At 74.8% G+C, this 19470-nt stretch carries 15 protein-coding genes; 9 read left to right on the top strand and 6 right to left on the bottom strand.

Annotation, left to right across the window (positions count from 1 at the left end; genetic code table 11):
- Positions 1-24 precede the first annotated feature (24 nt).
- A complete protein-coding gene (locus tag ACRYR8_RS01280) occupies positions 25-858 on the top strand; it encodes a glycoside hydrolase family 16 protein (RefSeq protein ID WP_432482263.1) in 834 nt (277 codons plus the stop codon).
- Between the two features lie 7 nt (positions 859-865).
- Here the strand turns inward: ACRYR8_RS01280 and ACRYR8_RS01275 are convergent, their stop codons facing one another.
- Complete coding sequence (locus tag ACRYR8_RS01275) at positions 866-2521, bottom strand: glycosyltransferase family 2 protein (RefSeq protein WP_432482262.1); 1656 nt, start codon at positions 2519-2521, stop codon at positions 866-868.
- Positions 2522-2848: 327 nt separating this feature from the next.
- On the opposite strand from ACRYR8_RS01275, the gene ACRYR8_RS01270 reads away from it, so the two are divergent.
- Both ACRYR8_RS01270 and ACRYR8_RS01265 read left to right on the top strand, forming a co-directional pair.
- A complete protein-coding gene (locus ACRYR8_RS01270) occupies positions 2849-3724 on the top strand; it encodes an isoprenyl transferase (protein WP_432482261.1) in 876 nt (291 codons plus the stop codon).
- Positions 3721-5064 (top strand): cytochrome P450, encoded by a 1344-nt coding sequence (locus tag ACRYR8_RS01265; protein ID WP_432482260.1) that lies wholly within the window; start codon positions 3721-3723, stop codon positions 5062-5064. Before ACRYR8_RS01270 ends, ACRYR8_RS01265 begins: the two co-directional genes overlap by 4 nt.
- Positions 5065-5117: 53 nt before the next feature.
- Here the strand turns inward: ACRYR8_RS01265 and ACRYR8_RS01260 are convergent, their stop codons facing one another.
- From ACRYR8_RS01260 to ACRYR8_RS01245, 4 genes are all read right to left on the bottom strand, one after another.
- Complete coding sequence (locus ACRYR8_RS01260) at positions 5118-6629, bottom strand: cell wall-binding repeat-containing protein (protein WP_432482259.1); 1512 nt, start codon at positions 6627-6629, stop codon at positions 5118-5120.
- Between the two features lie 196 nt (positions 6630-6825).
- Positions 6826-9642, bottom strand: a complete 2817-nt coding sequence (gene ppc / locus ACRYR8_RS01255) for a phosphoenolpyruvate carboxylase (protein ID WP_432482258.1) — start codon at positions 9640-9642, stop codon at positions 6826-6828.
- A 218-nt stretch (positions 9643-9860) separates the two neighbouring features.
- On the bottom strand, positions 9861-10139 hold the full coding sequence (locus ACRYR8_RS01250) for an HU family DNA-binding protein (protein ID WP_432482257.1): 279 nt from the start codon (positions 10137-10139) through the stop codon (positions 9861-9863).
- A gap of 122 nt (positions 10140-10261) precedes the next feature.
- Positions 10262-10660 (bottom strand): Fur family transcriptional regulator, encoded by a 399-nt coding sequence (locus ACRYR8_RS01245; RefSeq protein WP_432482256.1) that lies wholly within the window; start codon positions 10658-10660, stop codon positions 10262-10264.
- Positions 10661-10855: 195 nt separating this feature from the next.
- Here ACRYR8_RS01245 and ACRYR8_RS01240 point away from each other — a divergent pair, with 195 nt between their 5' ends.
- From ACRYR8_RS01240 to ACRYR8_RS01215, 6 genes are all read left to right on the top strand, one after another.
- Positions 10856-12250 (top strand): glycine--tRNA ligase, encoded by a 1395-nt coding sequence (locus ACRYR8_RS01240; protein WP_432482255.1) that lies wholly within the window; start codon positions 10856-10858, stop codon positions 12248-12250.
- A gap of 138 nt (positions 12251-12388) precedes the next feature.
- Entirely contained in the window at positions 12389-13129 is a 741-nt protein-coding gene (locus ACRYR8_RS01235; RefSeq protein ID WP_432482254.1) for a polysaccharide deacetylase family protein, read from the top strand.
- Positions 13126-14451 carry an SGNH/GDSL hydrolase family protein gene (locus ACRYR8_RS01230; RefSeq protein ID WP_432482253.1) on the top strand — a complete coding sequence of 442 codons (1326 nt, stop codon included), beginning with the start codon at positions 13126-13128 and terminating at the stop codon, positions 14449-14451. Before ACRYR8_RS01235 ends, ACRYR8_RS01230 begins: the two co-directional genes overlap by 4 nt.
- A gap of 166 nt (positions 14452-14617) precedes the next feature.
- A complete protein-coding gene (locus ACRYR8_RS01225; protein WP_432482252.1) occupies positions 14618-16156 on the top strand; it encodes a flotillin family protein in 1539 nt (512 codons plus the stop codon).
- Positions 16153-17328, top strand: coding sequence for a tRNA dihydrouridine synthase DusB (dusB, locus tag ACRYR8_RS01220; protein WP_432482251.1), 1176 nt, complete (start codon positions 16153-16155; stop codon positions 17326-17328). Before ACRYR8_RS01225 ends, dusB begins: the two co-directional genes overlap by 4 nt.
- Positions 17325-18590 carry a deoxyguanosinetriphosphate triphosphohydrolase gene (locus ACRYR8_RS01215; RefSeq protein ID WP_432482352.1) on the top strand — a complete coding sequence of 422 codons (1266 nt, stop codon included), beginning with the start codon at positions 17325-17327 and terminating at the stop codon, positions 18588-18590. The genes dusB and ACRYR8_RS01215 overlap by 4 nt, the downstream gene beginning before the upstream one ends.
- 44 nt (positions 18591-18634) lie before the next feature.
- Here the strand turns inward: ACRYR8_RS01215 and ACRYR8_RS01210 are convergent, their stop codons facing one another.
- Positions 18635-19423, bottom strand: coding sequence for a DUF4190 domain-containing protein (locus tag ACRYR8_RS01210; protein WP_432482250.1), 789 nt, complete (start codon positions 19421-19423; stop codon positions 18635-18637).
- Positions 19424-19470: the final 47 nt, after the last annotated feature.

The raw sequence follows: 19470 nt of genomic DNA, 5'->3' as shown, positions 1-19470 counted from the left end.
GGGGTGTCGTCGGACCGTTCCCGCGTGCTGCGGACCATGGGCGCAGGCCTCGCGCCCGCGCGCCGGGCCGTCCTCGCCGCTGCGCTGCTCTCCGGGTGCGCGGACCGTGGTGCTAGCAGTCCAGATCTGCCCCGCGAGCGTCGTCTCCTGTGGGAAGACGACTTCACCGGCCGGCGCGGCAGCTTCCCCGATCCCGTGTCGTGGACCGCTGAACTCGGTGGTGGCGGCTGGGGCAACGACGAACTGCAGGAGTACACGGACGCCCCCGCGAACGTCGCCCTCGACGGCGAGGGGCACCTGGTCATCACCGCCCGCAGGGCGGTGCCCGGTGACGACTCCACGTGGACGTCCGCGCGCATCACCACGTTCGGCAAGCGCACCGTGGTCCACGGGCGGGTCGAGGTCCGTGCACGCATCGCCGCCGGCCAGGGAGTGTGGCCCGCGGTCTGGATGTTGGGCGCAGACATCCAGCAGGTCGGCTGGCCCGCCTGCGGCGAGATCGACGTCCTGGAGGCGTTCGGCGACACCCGCACGGCACTGCATTCCCTGCATGCAGCCCGCACCGACGGGAGCCACTGGTACACCACCTCCCGCTCCGTGCGGGAGCGCCCACTCGCGGACGAGTTCCACGTCTACGCCGTGGACTGGACAGCGGCCGGTGCACGTTTCGAGGTGGACGGTGAGGTCACCGCCTCCGTGAGCCGGGAGGCGTTGCCGCCCGACGTCACCTGGCCCTTCGACGGTCCGCAGTACCTCCTGCTCAACGTCGCCGTCGGGGGCCGACTGCCGGGCTACCCGGACGCCGGCACCCCGGACAGCGTTTCCACGGTCGTCGACCGCGTCCGCGTCTACGGGTGAAGCGGGCTCAGCGCACCACCTCGTCGAGGGCGCGCGGCGCGGCGCGCGGCGTCGGCACCGCAGCGGCAGCCGCCCGCGTGTCCGGCAGGGTGATCAGCCGGTCGCGGCGGAAGAGGGCGGCGACCATGCCCCGCAGCCGTGCCGGCGCCACGCGCAGCACCGGCAACGCCCACCCCGCGAGCACGCCCGCCGGCACCATGAGCATCGCGATGACGACCGCCGCGCCCCAGGCGACCATGGCCCAGGCGACGTGCCCCTGCGCGAAGCCCGCCAGCATCCCGAGCAGCATGATCGCTGCAACCGTCAACTGGGGCCGGAAGGCCGTGAGCGCCCCGCCGCGGGGAGCGCGGCCGCCCTTGGGTGTCACCTTGAACGACAGGTGCTTGCCGCGCAGCACACCGATCAGCGCGAGGAAGTAAACGGGCTGGATGAAGGTCCCCACCACGCGACCGGGGAGCATCAGCCCCCGTTCGACGTCGGGGCGGACGTTCCAGCGGTTCATGACCCAGTTGTGGGCGTTGCGCCACACCAGGTAGGGGCCGTAGTGGAGCAGCAGGGGCATCAGCGGCATGGACGCGGCCGGTACGCCCGTGGCGAAGTAGGCCAGCAGCAGGGCCGTGCCCGTGACGAAGGCCAATCCGCTGAAGTAGTTCTGCTGCAGCCACAGGTAGTACAGCCGTGCTCGCCAGTCGAGCTGCCGGAGCCGGCGCGGGGTCACCCGGCGCAGGATGTCGAAGCAGCCGAACGCCCACCGCATCTGCTGGTTGGTGTAGGCGAGCCAGGTCGTCGGCCCCTCACCGACGGCCAAGGGCTGCGGGACGTAGGTGCTGCGCCACCCCGCTGCGTGCAGCTTGATCCCCGTGGCGAGGTCTTCGGTGAGGTGTCCCTCGTAGAAGCCTTCCGAGCGCAGTGCGCAGACCCGGACCACGTGGTTGGCGCCCAGCATGAGCGCGAGCTTCCGGGCACTGAGCCCGCGCAGTACTGACCCGTAGAACGTGAACTGCTGCTGCCCCGCGGCACGGGCGATGAAGGACTCCGTGTTCCCGTAGATCTGCGGTGTGACGACCCAACCGACGGAGCTGTCGTGGAACTCGGCGAGGGTCTGGGTCAGGAAGTCCCTGCGCACCAGGAAGTCCGTGTCGACCTGAGCTACGAAGTCGTACGCGTCCCCGTGGGCCGCGTACCAGGCGTTGTGGTTGCCGCCCTTGGTTCGCGCGGCGAAGGTCCCGTCCGCGGTGTTCCACTCCGCCACCCCGCGGCGGGAGAAGTGACGGACACCCAAGTCGGTGCACAGTCGCCGCACCTCGAGGTCGTTCCCCTCGTCGAGCACCCAGGTGTCGTGCGGGTAGTCGGCCTCGAGCATGGATGTGAGCGTCCGCCGCAGCATCGCGATGGGCTCGCTGCCGGGGACGAACGTCGTCAGGAAGGCCACGCGATGACCCATCGCTGGCGCAGGCCGCGGAGCTTCCACGGGGAGGCGCCGGGTGAGCACGTGGTTGAGGGTGTCCATCGCGATGCGGTGCCAGACCACCGCGGTGAGCAACCCGAACATGGCGAGAGCGAGCCACCGACCGTGGCCCGTGACAGGGGCCAGGCGTCCGGGGGAGAACCAGTAGAGCGCGAAGGTGGCCAGCGCGGTGCTTCCCAGGGCGATGGAAGCCACCCATAGGCACCGTTGCCGTCGATCCACTTGTCGTGTCCCCCCGTACGTCCGTCTGAGCCCAGTACTCCGGCCCGCCGGGGAGCCGGTCCCGGGCGAACGCCGAAGCGGTGGGTGGAGGCGATCGCCTCGCAGGACAGCGTCGAACCGTGATGGACGTAAGGTCACGCTGTGTAACTCATATGGAGGCCGGATGCCGCCTGACCGGCCCACCGCCCTTGACGCACAGTGACTCCTATTGGCAGTCCGGCCAGCAGTGGTGCGCGCTTCGACCTCCACCGGGACGGCCTCGTGCCGAGCCGCACGGCACTCGTGCCAAGCTCGGACCTCGTGAGCACCCCCGCACGACGCACCCTCGGGCGCCGCGCCGCGGCAGCCGCGCCCCGCACCGTCGAGGCCCCTCCGCCGCACCCCTCCGGGGCGCGCCCGCCGCAGCTGCCGCCGGAGCTCGTCCCGAAGCACGTCGCGATCGTCATGGACGGCAACGGCCGCTGGGCCAACGCCCGCGGCCTGCCGCGCAACGAGGGGCACAAGCGGGGTGAGGCGTCCCTGCTGGACGTCGTGGCCGGGGCCGTCGAGATCGGAGTCACCCACGTGTCGGCGTGGGCGTTCTCCACGGAGAACTGGAAGCGCAGCCCCGACGAGGTGCGCTTCCTCATGGGCTTCAACCGCGACGTCATCCGCCGTCGCCGCGACGAGATGCACCGCTGGGGCGTGCGCGTGCGCTGGGCCGGCCGGCGGCCCCGTCTGTGGCGCAGCGTCATCGACGAGCTGGAGGCCGCCGAGGAGCTCACGAAGGACAACACCGTCTGCACCCTGACGATGTGCGTGAACTACGGCGGTCGCGCCGAGATCGCCGACGCCGCGCGCGCCATCGCTCGAGAGGTCGCCGCCGGGCGGATCAACCCGGACCGGGTGGACGAGCGCACCGTGGCGCGGTTCATGGACGAGCCGGACATGCCCGACGTGGACCTGTTCTGGCGCTCCTCCGGCGAGCAGCGCACCTCCGGGTTCCTGCCCTGGCAGTCCACCTACGCCGAGATGGTGTTCTCCGACGTGCTGTGGCCCGACGTGGACCGGCGTGCCCTGTGGGCCGCGATCGAGACGTACGCGCAGCGCGACCGCCGCTACGGCGGGGCGGTCGACGCCCCCGGGACCCCCGGGACCCCCGGGACCCCCGGGACCCCCGGGGCCTCGCCCGCGTGAGCACGGTGAGCACGGTGGGTGCCGTCACCGCCCCGGTGGTGCGCGAGGCGCGGGTGGCCCTGCGCTGGGGACTGCAGCACGGCCTGCCTCGCCTGGCGGTGCGCCGCGGCGCCCGTGAGGGGGACCTGCAGTCGCTGCTGCTGGCCGACCCGCCCACCTGGCGGGAGCCGTACGCCTTCCACGAGCGGGTCCGCGCGGCCGGGCCGTTGCTGACGGGGCGCTTCACCTGCATGAGCGCCTCCCACGAGGTGGTGCGCGAGGTCCTGGGCGGTGCCGACTTCGGCGTCGGCGCCCTGCACGACACACCCCTGCCGCAGCTGCGGCGGTTGCTGGACTGGGCCGGGCGGGACCGGCCCACCCACCCCGTCGAGCCGCCGTCGATGCTCGCGGTCGACCCGCCCGACCACACCCGCTACCGGCGCCTGGTCTCCAAGGTGTTCACCGCGCGCGCCGTGCAGGGCCTGCGCCCGCGCGTGGAGGAGCTCGCCGGCGAGCTGCTCGACGAGCTCGCCGCGCGCGGCCCGGTCGCCGACGTCGTGCGCGACTACGCCCTGCGGCTGCCGGTGGCCGTCATCGCCGAGGTCCTCGGCGTGCCGCCGGAGCACCGCGAGGAGGTCCGCGCCTTCGAGGCCGGGGTCGCCGGCAGCCTGGAGGTCGCCGCCCCGTGGCGCGAGGTGCGCGCCGTCGACGCGGCGCTGCGCGGTTTCGACGCCTGGATCGGCGAGCACCTGCAGCGGTTGCGCCGCGACCCCGGCGACGACCTGCTCAGCCGGCTGGTCACCGTCACCGACGACGAGGGTGGTGCGCAGCTGTCCGACCGCGAGCTGCGGGCCACCGCCGGCCTCCTGCTGGCCGCGGGGTTCGAGACGACCGTGAACCTGCTCGGTTCGGCGACGGCGTTGCTGCTGCAGCACCCCGACCAGCTCGCACTGGTGCGCGCCGACCCCGGCCTGTGGCCGGGCGTGGTGGAGGAGTCCCTGCGGCTGGAATCGCCGGTGCAGCTGACCTCCCGGCGTGCGCTGCGCACCACCCGCGCGGGCGGCTGCGAGGTGCGTGCCGGCGCACGCGTGGTGCTGCTGCTCGGTGCCGCCAACCGCGACCCGGGCGTCTTCACGGATCCCACCCGGTTCGACGTGCGCCGCGCGAACGCCCGCGAGCACGTCGCGTTCTCCGCGGGCAGGCACTTCTGCCTCGGCGCCGCGCTGGCCCGGCTGGAGGGCGAGGTGGGGCTGCGCGCGTTGTTCGGGCGCTTCCCCGGCCTGGCGCTGGAACCCGGGGCCCGGCGCACGACGACGCGGGTGCTGCGCGGGTGGCGCAGTCTGCCGGTGCGCCTGGGGTGAGCGTCCCGGCGCGGGGGTGGGCCGGCGGTGCGCGCACCCCCGGCCCACCGGGCTCACAACCCGAGGATGGCGTCGACCTCCGCCCGCACGGACGCCGAGACGGTGTTCTCACCGCCCAGGACGTACACCGCCTGGATCCGGCCGGCACCCGCCTGCAGGTACTCGCGCGCGGCTGGCGACAGCTCAGCGCCCACGAGCAGCACGGGGGCGTCGCGCCGGCCGGCCGCGGGGGCACCGGCCAGGGCGTCGGGGAAGTTCGCGCCCGTCGCCAGCACCACCGTCGTGGCCGTCGGGAAGAGGGTGTCGGCGATCTCGGCGGAGGTCGTGTAGCGGTCGTCCCCGGCGAGGCGTTCCACCTCGTGGCCGTGGGCGACCAGTTCCGCCAGCACCGCCTCGCTCACCGAGCCGAGGCCACCGGTCACGTGGATGCGCACGTCGCCCAGCTGCTGCAGGAACTCCAGGACGCGAGGGTCGAGGGATTCGGCGGCGGTCAGCAGCACGGGGGCGTCCGTGCTCGCCGCGAAGGCGGCGCCGGACAGGGCGTCGGGGAAGTTCGCGCTGCTGGTGAGGACGACCTCGTCCACCTCGGCACCGGAGTCGACGAGGAAGCGCCCCAGCAGCAGTGCGGTCTCGACCCGGTCCTCACCGGCGATGCGGACCACGTCGTACCCGGCGGCACGCAGGTCCTCGGCGACCGCGGGGCTGATGGCGCCGTCACCGCCCAGGACGTAGACGGTCCCACTCTCCCCGAGCGTGCGCGTGATCTCCGCACGGACGCTGTCGGGCAGCTCCGCGGTGGCGCTGAGCAGGACGGGAGCGTTGCGCAGCAGCGCTGCCGGGGCAGCAGCCAGCGCGTCGGCGAAGCCGTCGGAGCGGGCCAGCAGGACGGCGTCGGCCGCCCCGTCGACGGGGAAGTCCTCCCGCGCCAGCCGGTTGGCCGTCTCGAAGCGGTCCGCACCGGCCAGCCGGGCGCTGCCCCCACCCACCTGCACCTCCACGGGCACGCTGACGGGGGAGCCACCGGTGGGCGTGGCGGTGACCGTGACCGTGTAGGTGCCCGCTTCGGCGTAGCCGTGCTTGCCGAAGGCCTTCACCTTCTCGGGGGAGCCGACCACGCGCATGGCCTGCGGGGCCGAGCCGTCACCGAAGTCCACGACCAGCTCCACGCCCGCTGCGGGTGCACCGACGGCCGGGCGCTGGGAGAGCTGAGCCAGGACGCCGCCCCCGCCGGTCTCGCCGTCGGTCTCGCCGCCGGTCTCGCCGTCGGTCTCGCCGTCGGACTCCTCGTCGGACTCCTCGTCGGACTCCTCGTCGGACTCCTCGTCGGACTCCTCGTCGGACTCCTCGTCGGACTCCTCGTCGGACTCCTCGGGCTCGTACTCGGCGGCGACCGTCACCACGCCGCTGGGCGTGGCGATGGCGGGGCGGACCTCCACCTCCAGCACGTCAGCGGCTCCGGCGTCGACTCCACCGGCCTGAGCCGGCACGCTCACGGCACCGAGCGAGAGGGTCAGCACCACTGCTGCGGCCAGGCCCGTCCCGGCGCGGCGGTTGTTCTCATTCACGGTCTCTCCCCGGTGGCGGTGGCTTCCTCTCCGACCACCATCGGCGCCGCGTTCGCGAGTGCGGATCGACCGGTCGGGGGAGACCCGGACGGAGCAGGCACGAACACCGGTCCACCACCGGCCGACCGCGGGCGCAGCCGGCCGGTGGTGGACCGGGGCGGCCGCTCCCGCGGCCACCCCGGTGCGGACCGCCGGGTCAGCCGGTGTTGCGCATCCCCGCGGCGATGCCGTTGATCGTCAGCAGCAGCGCCCGCCGCAGCGCCGGGTCCACCCCGTCACCGGCGGCGCGGGAACGGCCCAGCAGGCTCACCTGCAGCGCGTGCAGCGGTGCCAGGTACGCGTCGCGCAGCTCCAGCGTCCGGCGCAGCACCGGGGTCGACTCCAGCAGCGAGTCCTGCTCGGTCACCCACAGCACCTGCTCGAGGGTGCGGGCGTGCTCGGCGCGGATCACGTCGAACGCGCCGCGCTGAGCGGCGGGCACCAGTTCCTCGACGTAGTGCGCCGCGATGCCGAGGTCGGTCTTGGCCAGCGTCATCTGCACGTTGGAGACGAAGCTGCGGAAGAAGTGCCACTCGGCGTACATCTCCCGCAGCGCATCACCGCGACCCGCCGCGCGCGCCGCCGCCAGGCCCGAGCCCACGCCGAACCAGCCGGGCACGTTGATGCGGCTCTGCGTCCAGCCGAACACCCACGGGATGGCCCGCAGGTCCTCCAGACCCCCCGTGCCGCCGGGGCGCCGAGAGGGGCGCGAGCCGATGTTCAGGTGACCCAGCTCCTCCACCGGCGTGGCGGTCAGGAAGAACGGCACCAGGCCCGGGTCGCGCACGAGAGCCCGGTACGCGCGCTGGCCCTCGGCCGCCAGCACGTCCATCGTGCCGTCCCACACGTCCAGCACGTCGTGGTCCGCGCGGGCGCTGCGGTGCAGGGTGGAGGCCTCCAGCGCGGCCGACAGCGCCACCTCCAGGTTGTGCCGGGCCAGGCGCGGCTGCACGTACTTGTCGGAGATCACCTCGCCCTGCTCGGTCACCTTGATCGGGCCGTCGAGCGTGCCGTACGGCTGCGCCAGGATCGCCTCACCCGTGGGGCCGCCGCCGCGTCCCACCGAGCCGCCGCGGCCGTGGAACAGGCGCAGCACCACGCCGTGGCGGCGCGCCACGTCGCGCAGCGCCCGCTGCGCGCGGTGGATCTGCCAGCGCGAGGCGGCGATGCCGGCGTCCTTGGAGGAGTCGGAGTAGCCGAGCATGATCTCCTGCACGTCGCCGCGGGCGGCGACGACCCGGCGGTAGGAGGGGTCCGACAGCAGGCCCTCCAGCAGGTCCTCGGCGGCCTCCAGCTCCGTGACCGTCTCGAACAGCGGCACGAACCCGATGCGCGCCACGTCCCCCGGGCCGCCCTCACGGCCCCCGCCGTCGGCCAGGTCCACCAGCCCCACCTCGCGGGCCAGCACCACCACGGCCAGCAGGTCGTCCACGCCCTGCGTCATCGACACGATGTAGCTCTCGATCGCGTCGTCACCGAAGCGGTCCAGGCAGTTGCGGATCGTGGCGAACAGGTGCATGACCTGCGCCGGCGTGCCCGTCAGGCTGCGCACCGCCGCACCGATGAGCGGGCGGTGCCCCGTCAGCTCCCGGCTCAGCAGCCGCCGGCGCGACTCGCGGTCCAGCGAGGCGTAGGGCTGCACCAGCTCGCCCAGGCGGTCGTAGGCCGCCGCGAGGGCCGCGTGGTGGCGCTCGGCGTGCTCGCGCACGTCCAGCGTGGCGAGGCCGAACCCGACGGCGTGGGCGGTGCGCAGCAGCCGCGCCACCGACCCGTCGGCGACCAGTTCGCCGTCGTTGGCGCGCAGGGAGTCCTGCAGCACCCGCAGCTCGGCGAAGAACTCCTCCGGACCGGCGTAGTCCAGACCCTCGACGTGCTCGGCGCCCGAGCGCAGCCGGGCGCGGGTGCCCTCCAGGCGGGCCAGCACGTAGGACAGCTGGAAGCGGTAGGGCTCCTCGCCGTTGAGGCGCTCGCGGTCGGCGCGCACCTCCGGCATCAGGCGCGCGTCGCGCTCCAGCGAAGCCGCCAGCTCCTCGGACACGCCCACGATCTGGGTGGAGGCCGCCAGTTCGGTGCGCAGCTCGCGCACGGCGGACGACAGCACGTCCAGCGCCGCGTCGTGCATGAGGCCCAGCACCTCCAGCGTCACCTCCGGGGTGACGTTGGGGTTGCCGTCGCGGTCGCCGCCGACCCAGCTGCCGAAGCGCAGGGGGCGCGCGCCGGCCGGCAGGCCCAGCCCGGCGTTCGCCAGGCCCACGTCCAGGTCCTCCAGCAGGTCCGGCAGCACGTCGGCGGCCAGCGTGCGCAGGTAGTGCAGGGCCGAGCGCGCCTCGTCGGCCGGGCGGGGGCGTTCCACGCGCAGCTCGTCGGTCTGCCACAGCAGGTCCACGAGCTCGGCGAGGCGGCGCTGGCCGCGCAGGGCGTCGGTGGGGCGCTGCTGGGGGTCCTCGGAGGCCTCCACGTTGGCGGTGATGCGCAGCAGCAGGTCCAGCACGGAACGACGGCTGGACTCGGTGGGGTGGGCGGTGAAGACCGGCCGCAGCTGCAGCCGGCCCAGGACCTCGCGCACCGCGCGCGGGTCGGCCTCGCCGGCGGTGACGGCGTCCTGCAGCCGCTCCAGGGCGGTGTCCAGCCCGCCGCTGGGCTGGTGCGACAGCTCCAGGCCGCGGTGCAGCTGCTCGGAGGCGTTGGCCAGCTGGAAGTAGGCGGTGAAGGCCCGCGCCAGCACGATGGCGGTGCGGTCGTCCACGCCGGACAGCAGCTGCGCCAGCTTGGCGCCGTGGTCGGGTTCGCGGGCCAGGGCGCGCACCTGCTCGACGAGCTCGAGCAGGTCGGGGCCCTCGTGGCGGGTCAGCGACTCGCCGAGGAGCTCGCCGAGCCGGCGCACGGAAGCGCGCAGCGCGGCGTGGCCCTCGTCGGAGGAGACGCCGTCGACGGCCAGGGGGCCGTGGGTGGGGGTGTCGGTGCGCGTGCTCATGACTGCTGGCCTTCGCCTCCCTGCCGGTGCGGGGTCGACGCTGACTCCGTCACGCTGGTGCTGCTCGGACTACCTGCGGCCCCGGACCGGCCGGGCTCCCGCACCGGCCCGGGTGGGCGCGGCGCCGGGCAGTCTTGCGCGTCCACGCCGCCCGGGGGAACCCGGGGCGCGCCGGGGGTGGTTCCCCGGCGGGTCCGGGCCCCGTGGCGGCGGGCGCCTCAGGCCCCGGCGGCGGCGGCCTTGAGCTTGGAGCCGGCGGTCAGCTTGGCGCCGAAGGAGGCCGCGATCTCGAGCGTCTCGCCGGTGCGCGGGTTGCGGCCGGTGCGGGCGGCGCGCTCCACGCGCTCGACCGTCATCAGGCCCGGCAGCTTGACCGCGTCGCCCTTGGCGACGGCCTCGAGCAGCACGTCGCCGAAGGCGCCGAGCACGGCGTCGGCGTCGGCGGCGGACACGCCGCTGCGCTCGGCCACGGCGGAGATGAGTTCGGAGCGGTTCACGTGGTCTCCCGGTGGTGCGGTGTCAGGGGTCGGCAGGCGACGTTACCCGGCGGCGCGGCGCGGGCCGGGCGCGGGCCGGGCGCGGCGCGCCGCGGTGGCCGCCGAAGCCGCCCGGGCGGTCCTCAGGCCCCGGCGCTGCACGTGGCGCACACGCCGAAGACCTCGACGACGTGCTCGACCTGCGTGAAGCCGTGCTCGGCGCCCACGCGGCGGGCCCAGGACTCCACCGTGGGGCCCTCCACCTCCACCGTGCGCCCGCAGGAGCGGCACACGAGGTGGTGGTGGTGCCCGGTGCTGCAGCGGCGGTAGACGGCCTCGCCGTCGTCGGTGCGCAGCACGTCGACGTCGCCGTCCTCGGCCAGGGCCTGCAGGGCCCGGTAGACCGTGGCCAGGCCCACGCTGTCGCCGCGGGCGCGCAGCCGGGCGTGCAGGTCCTGGGCGGACAGGAACGCGTCGGCCTCGTCCAGGGCGGCCGAGACCGCGGATCGCTGCTTGGTGGACCGGCGGGCCGGGGTCGTCACGGCTGCTCCTCTCGCCGCGCACCGGCGCGAGCTGCGACCGGGGGACTGCGCCTGGCGACTGTACGTCAACGCTCGCCCGGACGGCGGCCCCCTCCGCCGAGCGCGTAGCCTCGCACCCGCCCCGCCACCCCGGCGGGGCGCCGCGCCGACCGGTGCGGCCAGGTCCGCCGACACCCAGCCGGATGGAGATCCCGCGTGGCACAGCCCAGCTCCGCCTCCCGCCTCGACGCCGTCATCAACCTCGCCAAGCGCCGCGGGTTCGTCTTCCCCAGCGGTGAGATCTACGGCGGGACGCGCTCCGCCTGGGACTACGGTCCGCTGGGGGTGGAGCTGAAGGAGAACATCAAGCGCCAGTGGTGGCGGCAGGTGGTCGCCTCCCGCGACGACGTCGTGGGGCTGGACTCCTCGGTGATCCTGCCGCGGCGGGTGTGGGAGGCCTCCGGCCACGTGGCCGTCTTCACCGACCCGCTGGTGGAGTCGCTGGTCACGCACAAGCGCTACCGCGCCGACCACCTGCTGGAGGCGTACGAGGCCAAGCACGGCCACCCGCCGGTCAACGGCTTCGCCGACGTGGTCGACCCCGACACCGGTGTGCGCGGGCAGTGGACCGAGCCGCGCGAGTTCTCCGGCCTCATGAAGACCTACCTGGGCCCGGTCGACAACGAGGAGGGCCTGCACTACCTGCGGCCCGAGACCGCTCAGGGCATCTTCGTGAACTTCGCCAACGTCATGGGCTCGGCGCGCAAGAAGCCGCCGTTCGGCATCGGCCAGATCGGCAAGAGCTTCCGCAACGAGATCACCCCGGGCAACTTCATCTTCCGCACCCGCGAGTTCGAGCAGATGGAGATGGAGTTCTTCGTCGAGCCCGGCACCGACGAGCAGTGGCACCAGTACTGGCTCGACGAGCGCATGTCCTGGTACGTCGGCCTGGGCATCGACCCGGGCAACCTGCGCTTCTTCGAGCACCCGGCCGAGAAGCTGTCGCACTACTCGAAGCGCACCGTGGACATCGAGTACCGCTTCGGGTTCACCGGCTCGGAGTGGGGGGAGCTGGAGGGCATCGCCAACCGCACCGACTACGACCTGTCGACCCACTCGCGCGAGTCCGGCGTGGACCTGTCCTACTTCGACCAGGCCAAGGGCGAGCGCTGGACGCCGTACGTCATCGAGCCGGCGGCGGGCCTGACGCGCTCGCTCATGGCGTTCCTGGTGGACGCGTACTCCGAGGACGAGGCCCCCAACACCAAGGGCGGGGTGGACAAGCGCACCGTGCTGCGGCTGGACCACCGCCTGGCCCCGGTCAAGGCCGCGGTGTTCCCGCTCTCGCGCAACGAGCAGCTCTCGCCCAAGGCGCGCGACCTGGCCGCGGAGCTGCGCAAGCACTGGAACATCGAGTTCGACGACGCCGGCGCGATCGGTCGGCGCTACCGCCGCCACGACGAGGTCGGCACCCCGTACTGCATCACCGTCGATTTCGACACCCTGGAGGACCAGGCGGTGACCATCCGCGAGCGCGACACGATGGCGCAGGAGCGGGTCTCGCTGGACCAGGTCGCGGGCTGGCTGGGCAGCAGGCTGCTGGGGGCCTGACCCGCCGCGGTGCCGAGGGCGCCGTCCCGCTGCGGCGGGGCGGCGCCGTTCTCGCACCCGCTCCTTCCGGAAACCTTGCGGTAAAGGGGGTGGGGCCGTACGTTCACAACCCCAGCTCAGCTACGAGGAGGTAGCTCCGTGGAACTCCCCGTCCTCCGGACCCCCCGCTCACGCGCCACCCGCCGCCTGGTCGTCGCCGCCGCCCTGACCCTGGCCGCCCTCACCGCGGCCCCCACCGTGCCGGCGCAGGCCGGCCGTCCCGCCCCCGAGCCGATCACCACCGCGCGCACCGGCGGGCAGTCCGTCGCCCTGACCTTCGACGACGGACCGAACGGCGCCGACACCGAACGCCTGCTCGACGTCCTGCGCGCCCACGACGTCACGGCCGTCTTCTGCCTGCAGGGGGACCGGGTCGTGCAGCACCCCGACCTCGTGCGGCGCATCGCCGCGGAGGGGCACGTGCTGTGCAACCACTCCGTGCGGCACGACGACCTGGGGGAGGCCACCCCCGAGCAGGTGCGCGCCGACCTGGAAGCCACCAGCGCCCTCATCCGCTGGGCCGTGCCCGGCGCGCGGATCCCCTACTTCCGCGCCCCCTACGGCTCCTGGGGCGTCAGCCCGCAGGTGGCCGACCGGATGGGCATGGAACCGCTGGGCTGGACCTTCGACGTGGCCGACTGGGAGGAGCCCGGCGCGGAGCTGATCGCCCAGCGCGTGCGCGAGCGCCTGGTGCCGCGCTCGGTGGTCCTGATGCACGACGGCGGGGGTGACCGCAGCGGCACCGTCGACGCGGTCGAGGCGCTCGTCCCCGAGCTGCGGGCCGCCGGGTGGCGGTTCACCCTGCCGGCGCGGCACGCGACGAGGGGGGCGCACCGGTGAGCGCCCTCCGCGCCCGGCGCCTGCGCGCCGTCGCCCTGCTCACCGGCGCCCTCGTCCTCGGCGCCGGCACCGCCACCTCCGCCGCCCCGGACCCCTCGGTCGTCGCGAAGGCCGCCCACGGCCGCGGCACCGGAGGGGAGTGGGTCGGCACCTGGGCGAGCGCCCCCACCGCCGTGCCCGCCGGCGGCGTCACCGTCCTGCAGGACCGGACCGTCCGGCAGGTGGTGCACGCCAGCATCGGCGGCGACAGCCTGCAGGTGCGCTTCACCAACGAGTTCGGCGAGACCCCGCTGCTCATGGGCGAGGCGCACGTCGGCCTGCGGGCGGGGGCCTCGGGCACGGACGTCCAGCCCGGCACCGACCGCAGGATCACCTTCGGCGGCAGCACGTCCACGACGGTGCCCGCCGGCTCGCCGCTGCTCAGCGACCCGGTCCAGCTGTCCCTGCCGGACGGCGGCGACCTCGTCGTCAGCATCCACCTGCCGCGGTCCACGCCGGTGACCACCGTGCACGCGTTCCCCCACCAGGACGGCGTCGTCGCCGCCGGCAACGTCACGGGCGCCGCGAGCGTGACGCCCACCGCCACCCTGGGCCAGTGGGTCTTCCTCTCCGGCGTCAGCGTGCTGTCGCCCGAGCGGGAACGGGCCTCGGCGATCGTGGCGCTGGGCGACTCCATCACCGACGGCGCGGAGACGACCCGCGGCGCGAACCGGCGCTGGCCGGACCTGCTCGCCGAGCGGCTGCGCGAGGCGAGGGGTTTCCCCGACCGCGGGGTGCTCAACGAGGGCGTCAGCGGCAACCGCCTGCTGCACGACCCGAACCCGCCGGCCGGCTCGCCCGCGGAGGGCTACGCGGCCTTCTTCGGCGAGAGCGCGCTGCGGCGCTTCGACCGCGACGTCGCCGCCCAGCCCGGCGTCGAGCACCTGGTCGTCCTGCTCGGCGTCAACGACCTGGGTCACCCGGGCACCTCGGCGCCGGAGTCCGAGGCCGTCACCGCGCAGCAGATCATCGACGCGCACCGCCAGCTCATCGCCCGCGCCCGCCAGCTGGGCATCACGGCGATCGGCGGCACGGTCCTGCCGTTCGGGGGCGACACCCTCGGCTTCTCCAGCGAGGAGGCCGAGGCGGCCCGCCAGCAGGTCAACCACTGGATCCGCACCAGCGGGGAGTACGACGCGGTCGTCGACTTCGACGCCGCCCTGCGCGACCCGCGCGACCACCGGCGGCTGAACCCCCGCTACGACTCCGGCGACCACCTGCACCCCGACGACGCGGGGATGCGGGCGATGGCCGAGGCGGTGCCGCTGAGGCTGTTCCGCTGACCCGGGGTGCCGCCCCGCCGCGGCCCGCCGCGCCGCGCGGGGCGGCGCGCCGCCCGCCGGGGCCCTGACCGGGCGCGCGCCGGGCCGCTAGGGTCTCCGGCGGGTGCCTCGGGACACCTGCCGGCAGCGGTGCCCACCGCCCCGGTCCGCATCGGAACGGAGTGGGATGGACACCGTCATCACCGTCGCCGTCGTCGTCGGGGCGCTCGTCGTCCTGCTCCTGGTGGCGGCCGTCGTCGTCAAGGCGCGGTACAAGATCGCCAGCCCGTCCGAGGCGCTGATCATCGTCGGCAGGAAGGGCCGGCCGGTCACCAACCCCCAGACCGGGGAGGTGACCACCGACCTGTCCGGCCAGAAGGTCGTCATGGGCGCCGGCGTGTTCGTCAAGCCGCTCGTGCAGCAGGCCCACCGCCTGTCCCTGGCCTCGGTGCGCATCCCCATCTCCATCCGCGGCGCGGTCTCGCGCCAGGGCATCCGGCTGAACGTGGACGGCGTGGCCATCGTCAAGGTGGGCGGCACCGAGGACCTGGTCCGCGCCGCCTCCCAGCGGTTCCTGCAGCAGCAGGGGGAGATCGAGCCCTTCACGCAGGAGGTGCTGGCCGGCAGCCTGCGCGGCGTCATCGGCACCCTGACCGTCGAGGAGATCATCCGCGACCGCGTCGCCTTCGCCCGCCAGGTCGAGGAGGAGGCCGTCACCAGCCTGAACAACCAGGGCCTGGTGCTGGACACCCTGCAGATCCAGGACGTCAGCGACGACGGCAACTACCTGCAGGACCTGGGCCGGCCCGAGGCGGCCAACGCCCGCCGTGCCGCCGAGATCGCCGAGGCGAACAACGCGCAGGAGGCCCAGCAGGCCCAGGCGCTGTCCGATGCGAAGATCGCCCAGGCGCAGCGCGACCTGGCCCTGCAGCAGGCGCAGTTCCGCGCGGACCAGGACAAGGCCGCCGCCGAGGCGGACGCCGCCGGCCGCCTGGCCGAGGCCGCCGCGCAGCAGCAGGTCCTGATGGAGCAGGAGCGGGTGGCGCAGCGCCAGGCCGAGCTGACCGAGCGCAACCTGGACACCGAGGTCCGCAAGCCCGCCGACGCCCGCCGCTACGAGGCCGAGCAGCAGGCGATGGCGCAGAAGACCGCCCGGGTCCTGGCGGCCGAGGCGGAGCAGCAGGCCTCCGTCGCCGCCGCGCAGGCCGAGGCCGAGCGGGTGCGCCTGTCCGCGGAGGCCGAGGCGGCCAGGGTCCGGGTCTCCGCCGACGCCGAGCTGCAGCGCCGCACCGCGGAGGCGAACGCCGTCCGCCTCGAGGGCCAGGCGCAGGCCGAGTCCCTGTCCGCCACCGGTGCCGCCAAGGCGGAGGCCCTGCAGAAGGAGGCGCGGGCGCTGCGGGAGTTCGGGGACGCCGCGCTGACCCAGCGCGCCCTGGAGGTGCTGCCCCAGGTGGCGCAGGCGCTGGCGAGCCCCATCGCCGGCATCAAGGACCTCACCGTCATCTCCAACGACGGCGCCGGCGCCCTGAGCCGCTCCGTCGGCACCAACCTCCAGGAGACGCTGGAGGTGCTCAAGCGGACCACCGGCATCGACGTCGCCGAGGTCTTCCGCTCCGCCGGTGAGGGGCGGGACGGGCAGCAGGGCGCCGCGCGCGGCCGGGAGCGGGGCGGGGAGCAGCGGGGTGGCCACGGGGAGGCCCCGGGGGCCGTCATCATGGAGGGGTGAGCCTCCTCGACGTCCCGGTGCACACCCCGGTGGCCGCGCCCCTGCGCATCGGCCCGCACGTCTCCGCGACCCCCGTGGTGCTGGCGCCCATGGCGGGCATCACCAACGCCGCCTACCGCCAGCTGTGCCGCGAGCACGGCGAGGGCTTCTACGTCTCGGAGATGGTCACCTCCCGGGCGCTGGTCGAGCGCACGCCGGAGTCGATGCGCCTGGTGACCTTCACGCCCGAGGAGCGCCCCCGCAGCCTCCAGCTGTACGGGGTGGACCCGGCCACCGTCGCCGCCGCGGTGCGCATGGTGGTCGCCGAGGGCCTCGCCGACCACGTCGACCTCAACTTCGGCTGCCCCGTGCCCAAGGTCACCCGCAAGGGCGGGGGAGCGGCCCTGCCGTGGAAGGCGGACCTGTTCCGCGACATCGTCGCCGGCGCGGTGCGGGAGGCGTCGAAGGGCGGGATCCCGCTGACGGTGAAGATGCGCAAGGGCATCGACGACGACCACCTCACCTACCTCGAGGCCGGCCGCACCGCCGAGCGCGAGGGCGCCGCGGCCGTCGCCCTGCACGGGCGCACCGCCTCCCAGCACTACTCCGGCCAGGCCGACTGGGAGGCGATCGCCCGCCTGAAGGAGGCCGTGACCACCATCCCCGTCCTCGGGAACGGGGACGTGTGGAGCGCCGAGGACGCGCTGGAGATGGTGCGGCGCACCGGCTGCGACGGCGTCGTGGTCGGTCGAGGCTGCCTGGGCCGGCCGTGGCTGTTCGCCGACCTGGAGGCCGCTTTCGCCGGGCGGCCCGAGCGGCTGCGTCCGGGGCTGGACGTCGTCGCCGCGACCGTGCGCCGGCACGCCGAGCTGCTCGCCGAGCACTACGGCGACGAGCTGCGCGGCTGCCGCGACGTGCGCAAGCACATCGCCTGGTACTTCAAGGGCTACGTCGTCGGCGGGGACCTGCGCGCCAGACTGGGTCTGGTGGACTCCCTGGCGGCCCTCGACGAGCTGCTCGCCACCCTCGACCTCTCCCAGCCCTACCCGGGGGCGCCGGCGGAGGGCTCGCGCGGCCGCGCCGGCTCACCGCAGCGGGTGGCGCTGCCGGAGGGCTGGCTGGACGACCGCGCCCTGTCCGGCGCTGCCGCGGAGGTCGTGCGCCAGGCCGAGCTGTCGGTCTCGGGGGGCTGACGGTGAGCGAGCGCGACGGGCACCAGCCCGGCTACGCGGCCTCGGACACCGAGCGCTGGGCCACCGAACCGCCCAAGACCCACCGCCGCAGCGCGTTCGCCCGCGACCGCGCCCGCGTCCTGCACTCCTCCGCGCTGCGCCGCCTCGCCGCCAAGACGCAGGTGGTGGGCCCGGGCACCGACGACTTCGTGCGCAACCGCCTGACCCACTCGCTCGAGGTCGCCCAGGTGGGCCGCGAGCTGGGCGCGGCGCTGGGCTGCGACCCGGACGTCGTGGACACCGCGTGCCTCGCGCACGACCTGGGCCACCCGCCGTTCGGGCACAACGGCGAGCGGGCGCTGGCGGAGGCGGCCGCCGGCATCGGCGGTTTCGAGGGCAACGCGCAGACCCTGCGGCTGCTGACCCGCCTGGAACCCAAGACGGTCGCCGTCGACGGCTCACCGGTCGGGCTGAACCTGACCCGCGCCAGCCTGGACGCCGCCACCAAGTACCCGTGGGAGCACGGCAAGGCCCCGCGGGTCACGTCCAAGTTCGGCGCCTACGCCGAGGACGCGGCGGTGTTCGCCTGGCTGCGCGACGGGGCGCCCGAGCACCGCCCCTGCGTGGAGGCGCAGGTCATGGACTTCGCCGACGACGTCGCCTACAGCGTCCACGACGTGGAGGACGCCGTGGTCGCCGGGCACGTCCGGCTGGACTGGCTGCGCCGGCGCGAGACCCGCGCCCGGGTCGCGGCCCAGGTGCGCGACTGGTACCTGGCCGACGCCACCGACGAGGCCGTCGACGCCGCGGTGGAACGCCTGTCCGGCCTGCCGTTCTGGGCCGAGGAGCGCCCCGGCGAGGTGTTCGGCGGCCGCCGGCACCTGGCGGCGCTGAAGGACATGACCAGCCAGCTCATCGGCCGCTTCGCCAACGCCGCTCAGGACGCCACCCGCGCCCGCCACGGCGAGGGCCGGCTGACCCGCTACGCCGCCGACGTGGAGGTGCCCGCCGAGACGGTGCTGGAGGTCGCCGTGCTCAAGGGGGTGGCCGCCACCTTCGTCATGAGCGCCCAGGAGCGCCAGCCGTTCTACGCCCGCCAGCGCGAGCTGCTGCTGGAGCTGCTGGCACGGCTCGTCGAGCGCGGCGGCGAGGTGCTCGAACCGCCCTTCCGCGAGGACCACCTCGCGGCGGCCGACGACGCCGCGCGGCTGCGCGTGGTCGTCGACCAGGTCGCCTCCCTGACCGACGCGTCCGCCCTCGCCTGGCACGCCCGGCTGACCTGACCCGACCCCGGCCCGCCCCGACTGGAGCGGGTGCGGTCCGGGCGTCACCAGGCGGACAGGGTGCCCGCGGTGAGGGAGCCGGTCAGCGAGCCGCCGCTGCCGCCGACGAGGTTGCACTGCACGAGCCGGCTGCCGGCGTCCCAGTCCCGCTCGGTCGGGAAGTAGTAGCTGTAGCGCAGGGCGGCGTCCCCCAGCCCGGCACCGGCCGCGGCCTCGCCGACCGCCGGGCCGCAGCGCGCGTCCGCCTCCGCCGTCAGGGCCTCGTCGCCGGGGAAGAAGTCGTGGAACACCTCCGCCACCGAGTGCACGGCGATCACCTCGCCGCCGTGCGCGACGGTGCAGTCGGCCACCAGGACCGTCCCGGTGTCCAGGCTGCCGGCGTGCTCGTCGAAGCAGTCGCCCGCGGCGAGGTCGTCGATGAGCACCTCGCGCGGCACGGCGGGCGCCGCCGGGTCCGCGGCACCGGGCACGGGCCGGGGATCGGCCGGTGCCGGTTCAGCGGGTGCCGTGGCCGCGGGTGCCGTGGCCGCGGGCGCGGAGCGCGGGGACCGCGCGGCGAGGGAGACGCCGACCCCGGTCACCACGACGACCGCCGCGACCACCAGGCCGGCCAGGACCTCCAGGGACCCCAGCACGACGCCCGCGACCGCCAGCCCGCGGCCGCCGGTGAGGTGCCGCCGGGTGCGGGACAGCGCCACTGCGCCCAGGACGACGGACAGCACCGAGCCGCCGACGAGGGCGAGGACGAACGCCGCCACGGCGAGCGGATCCGTCGGGCGCTGCACGAGCGCCGGTGGCCGTGGGGGCAGACCGGTGCGGTCCCGCGTGTTCACGAACGCGCAGCGTAGGGACGCCGCCGTTCACGCGCCGGGGATTTCCG

It is taken from the genome of Kineococcus esterisolvens (assembly GCF_050871405.1).
GTDB lineage: Bacteria > Actinomycetota > Actinomycetes > Actinomycetales > Kineococcaceae > Kineococcus.
This window is presented reverse-complemented; position numbering and strand designations above follow the sequence as displayed.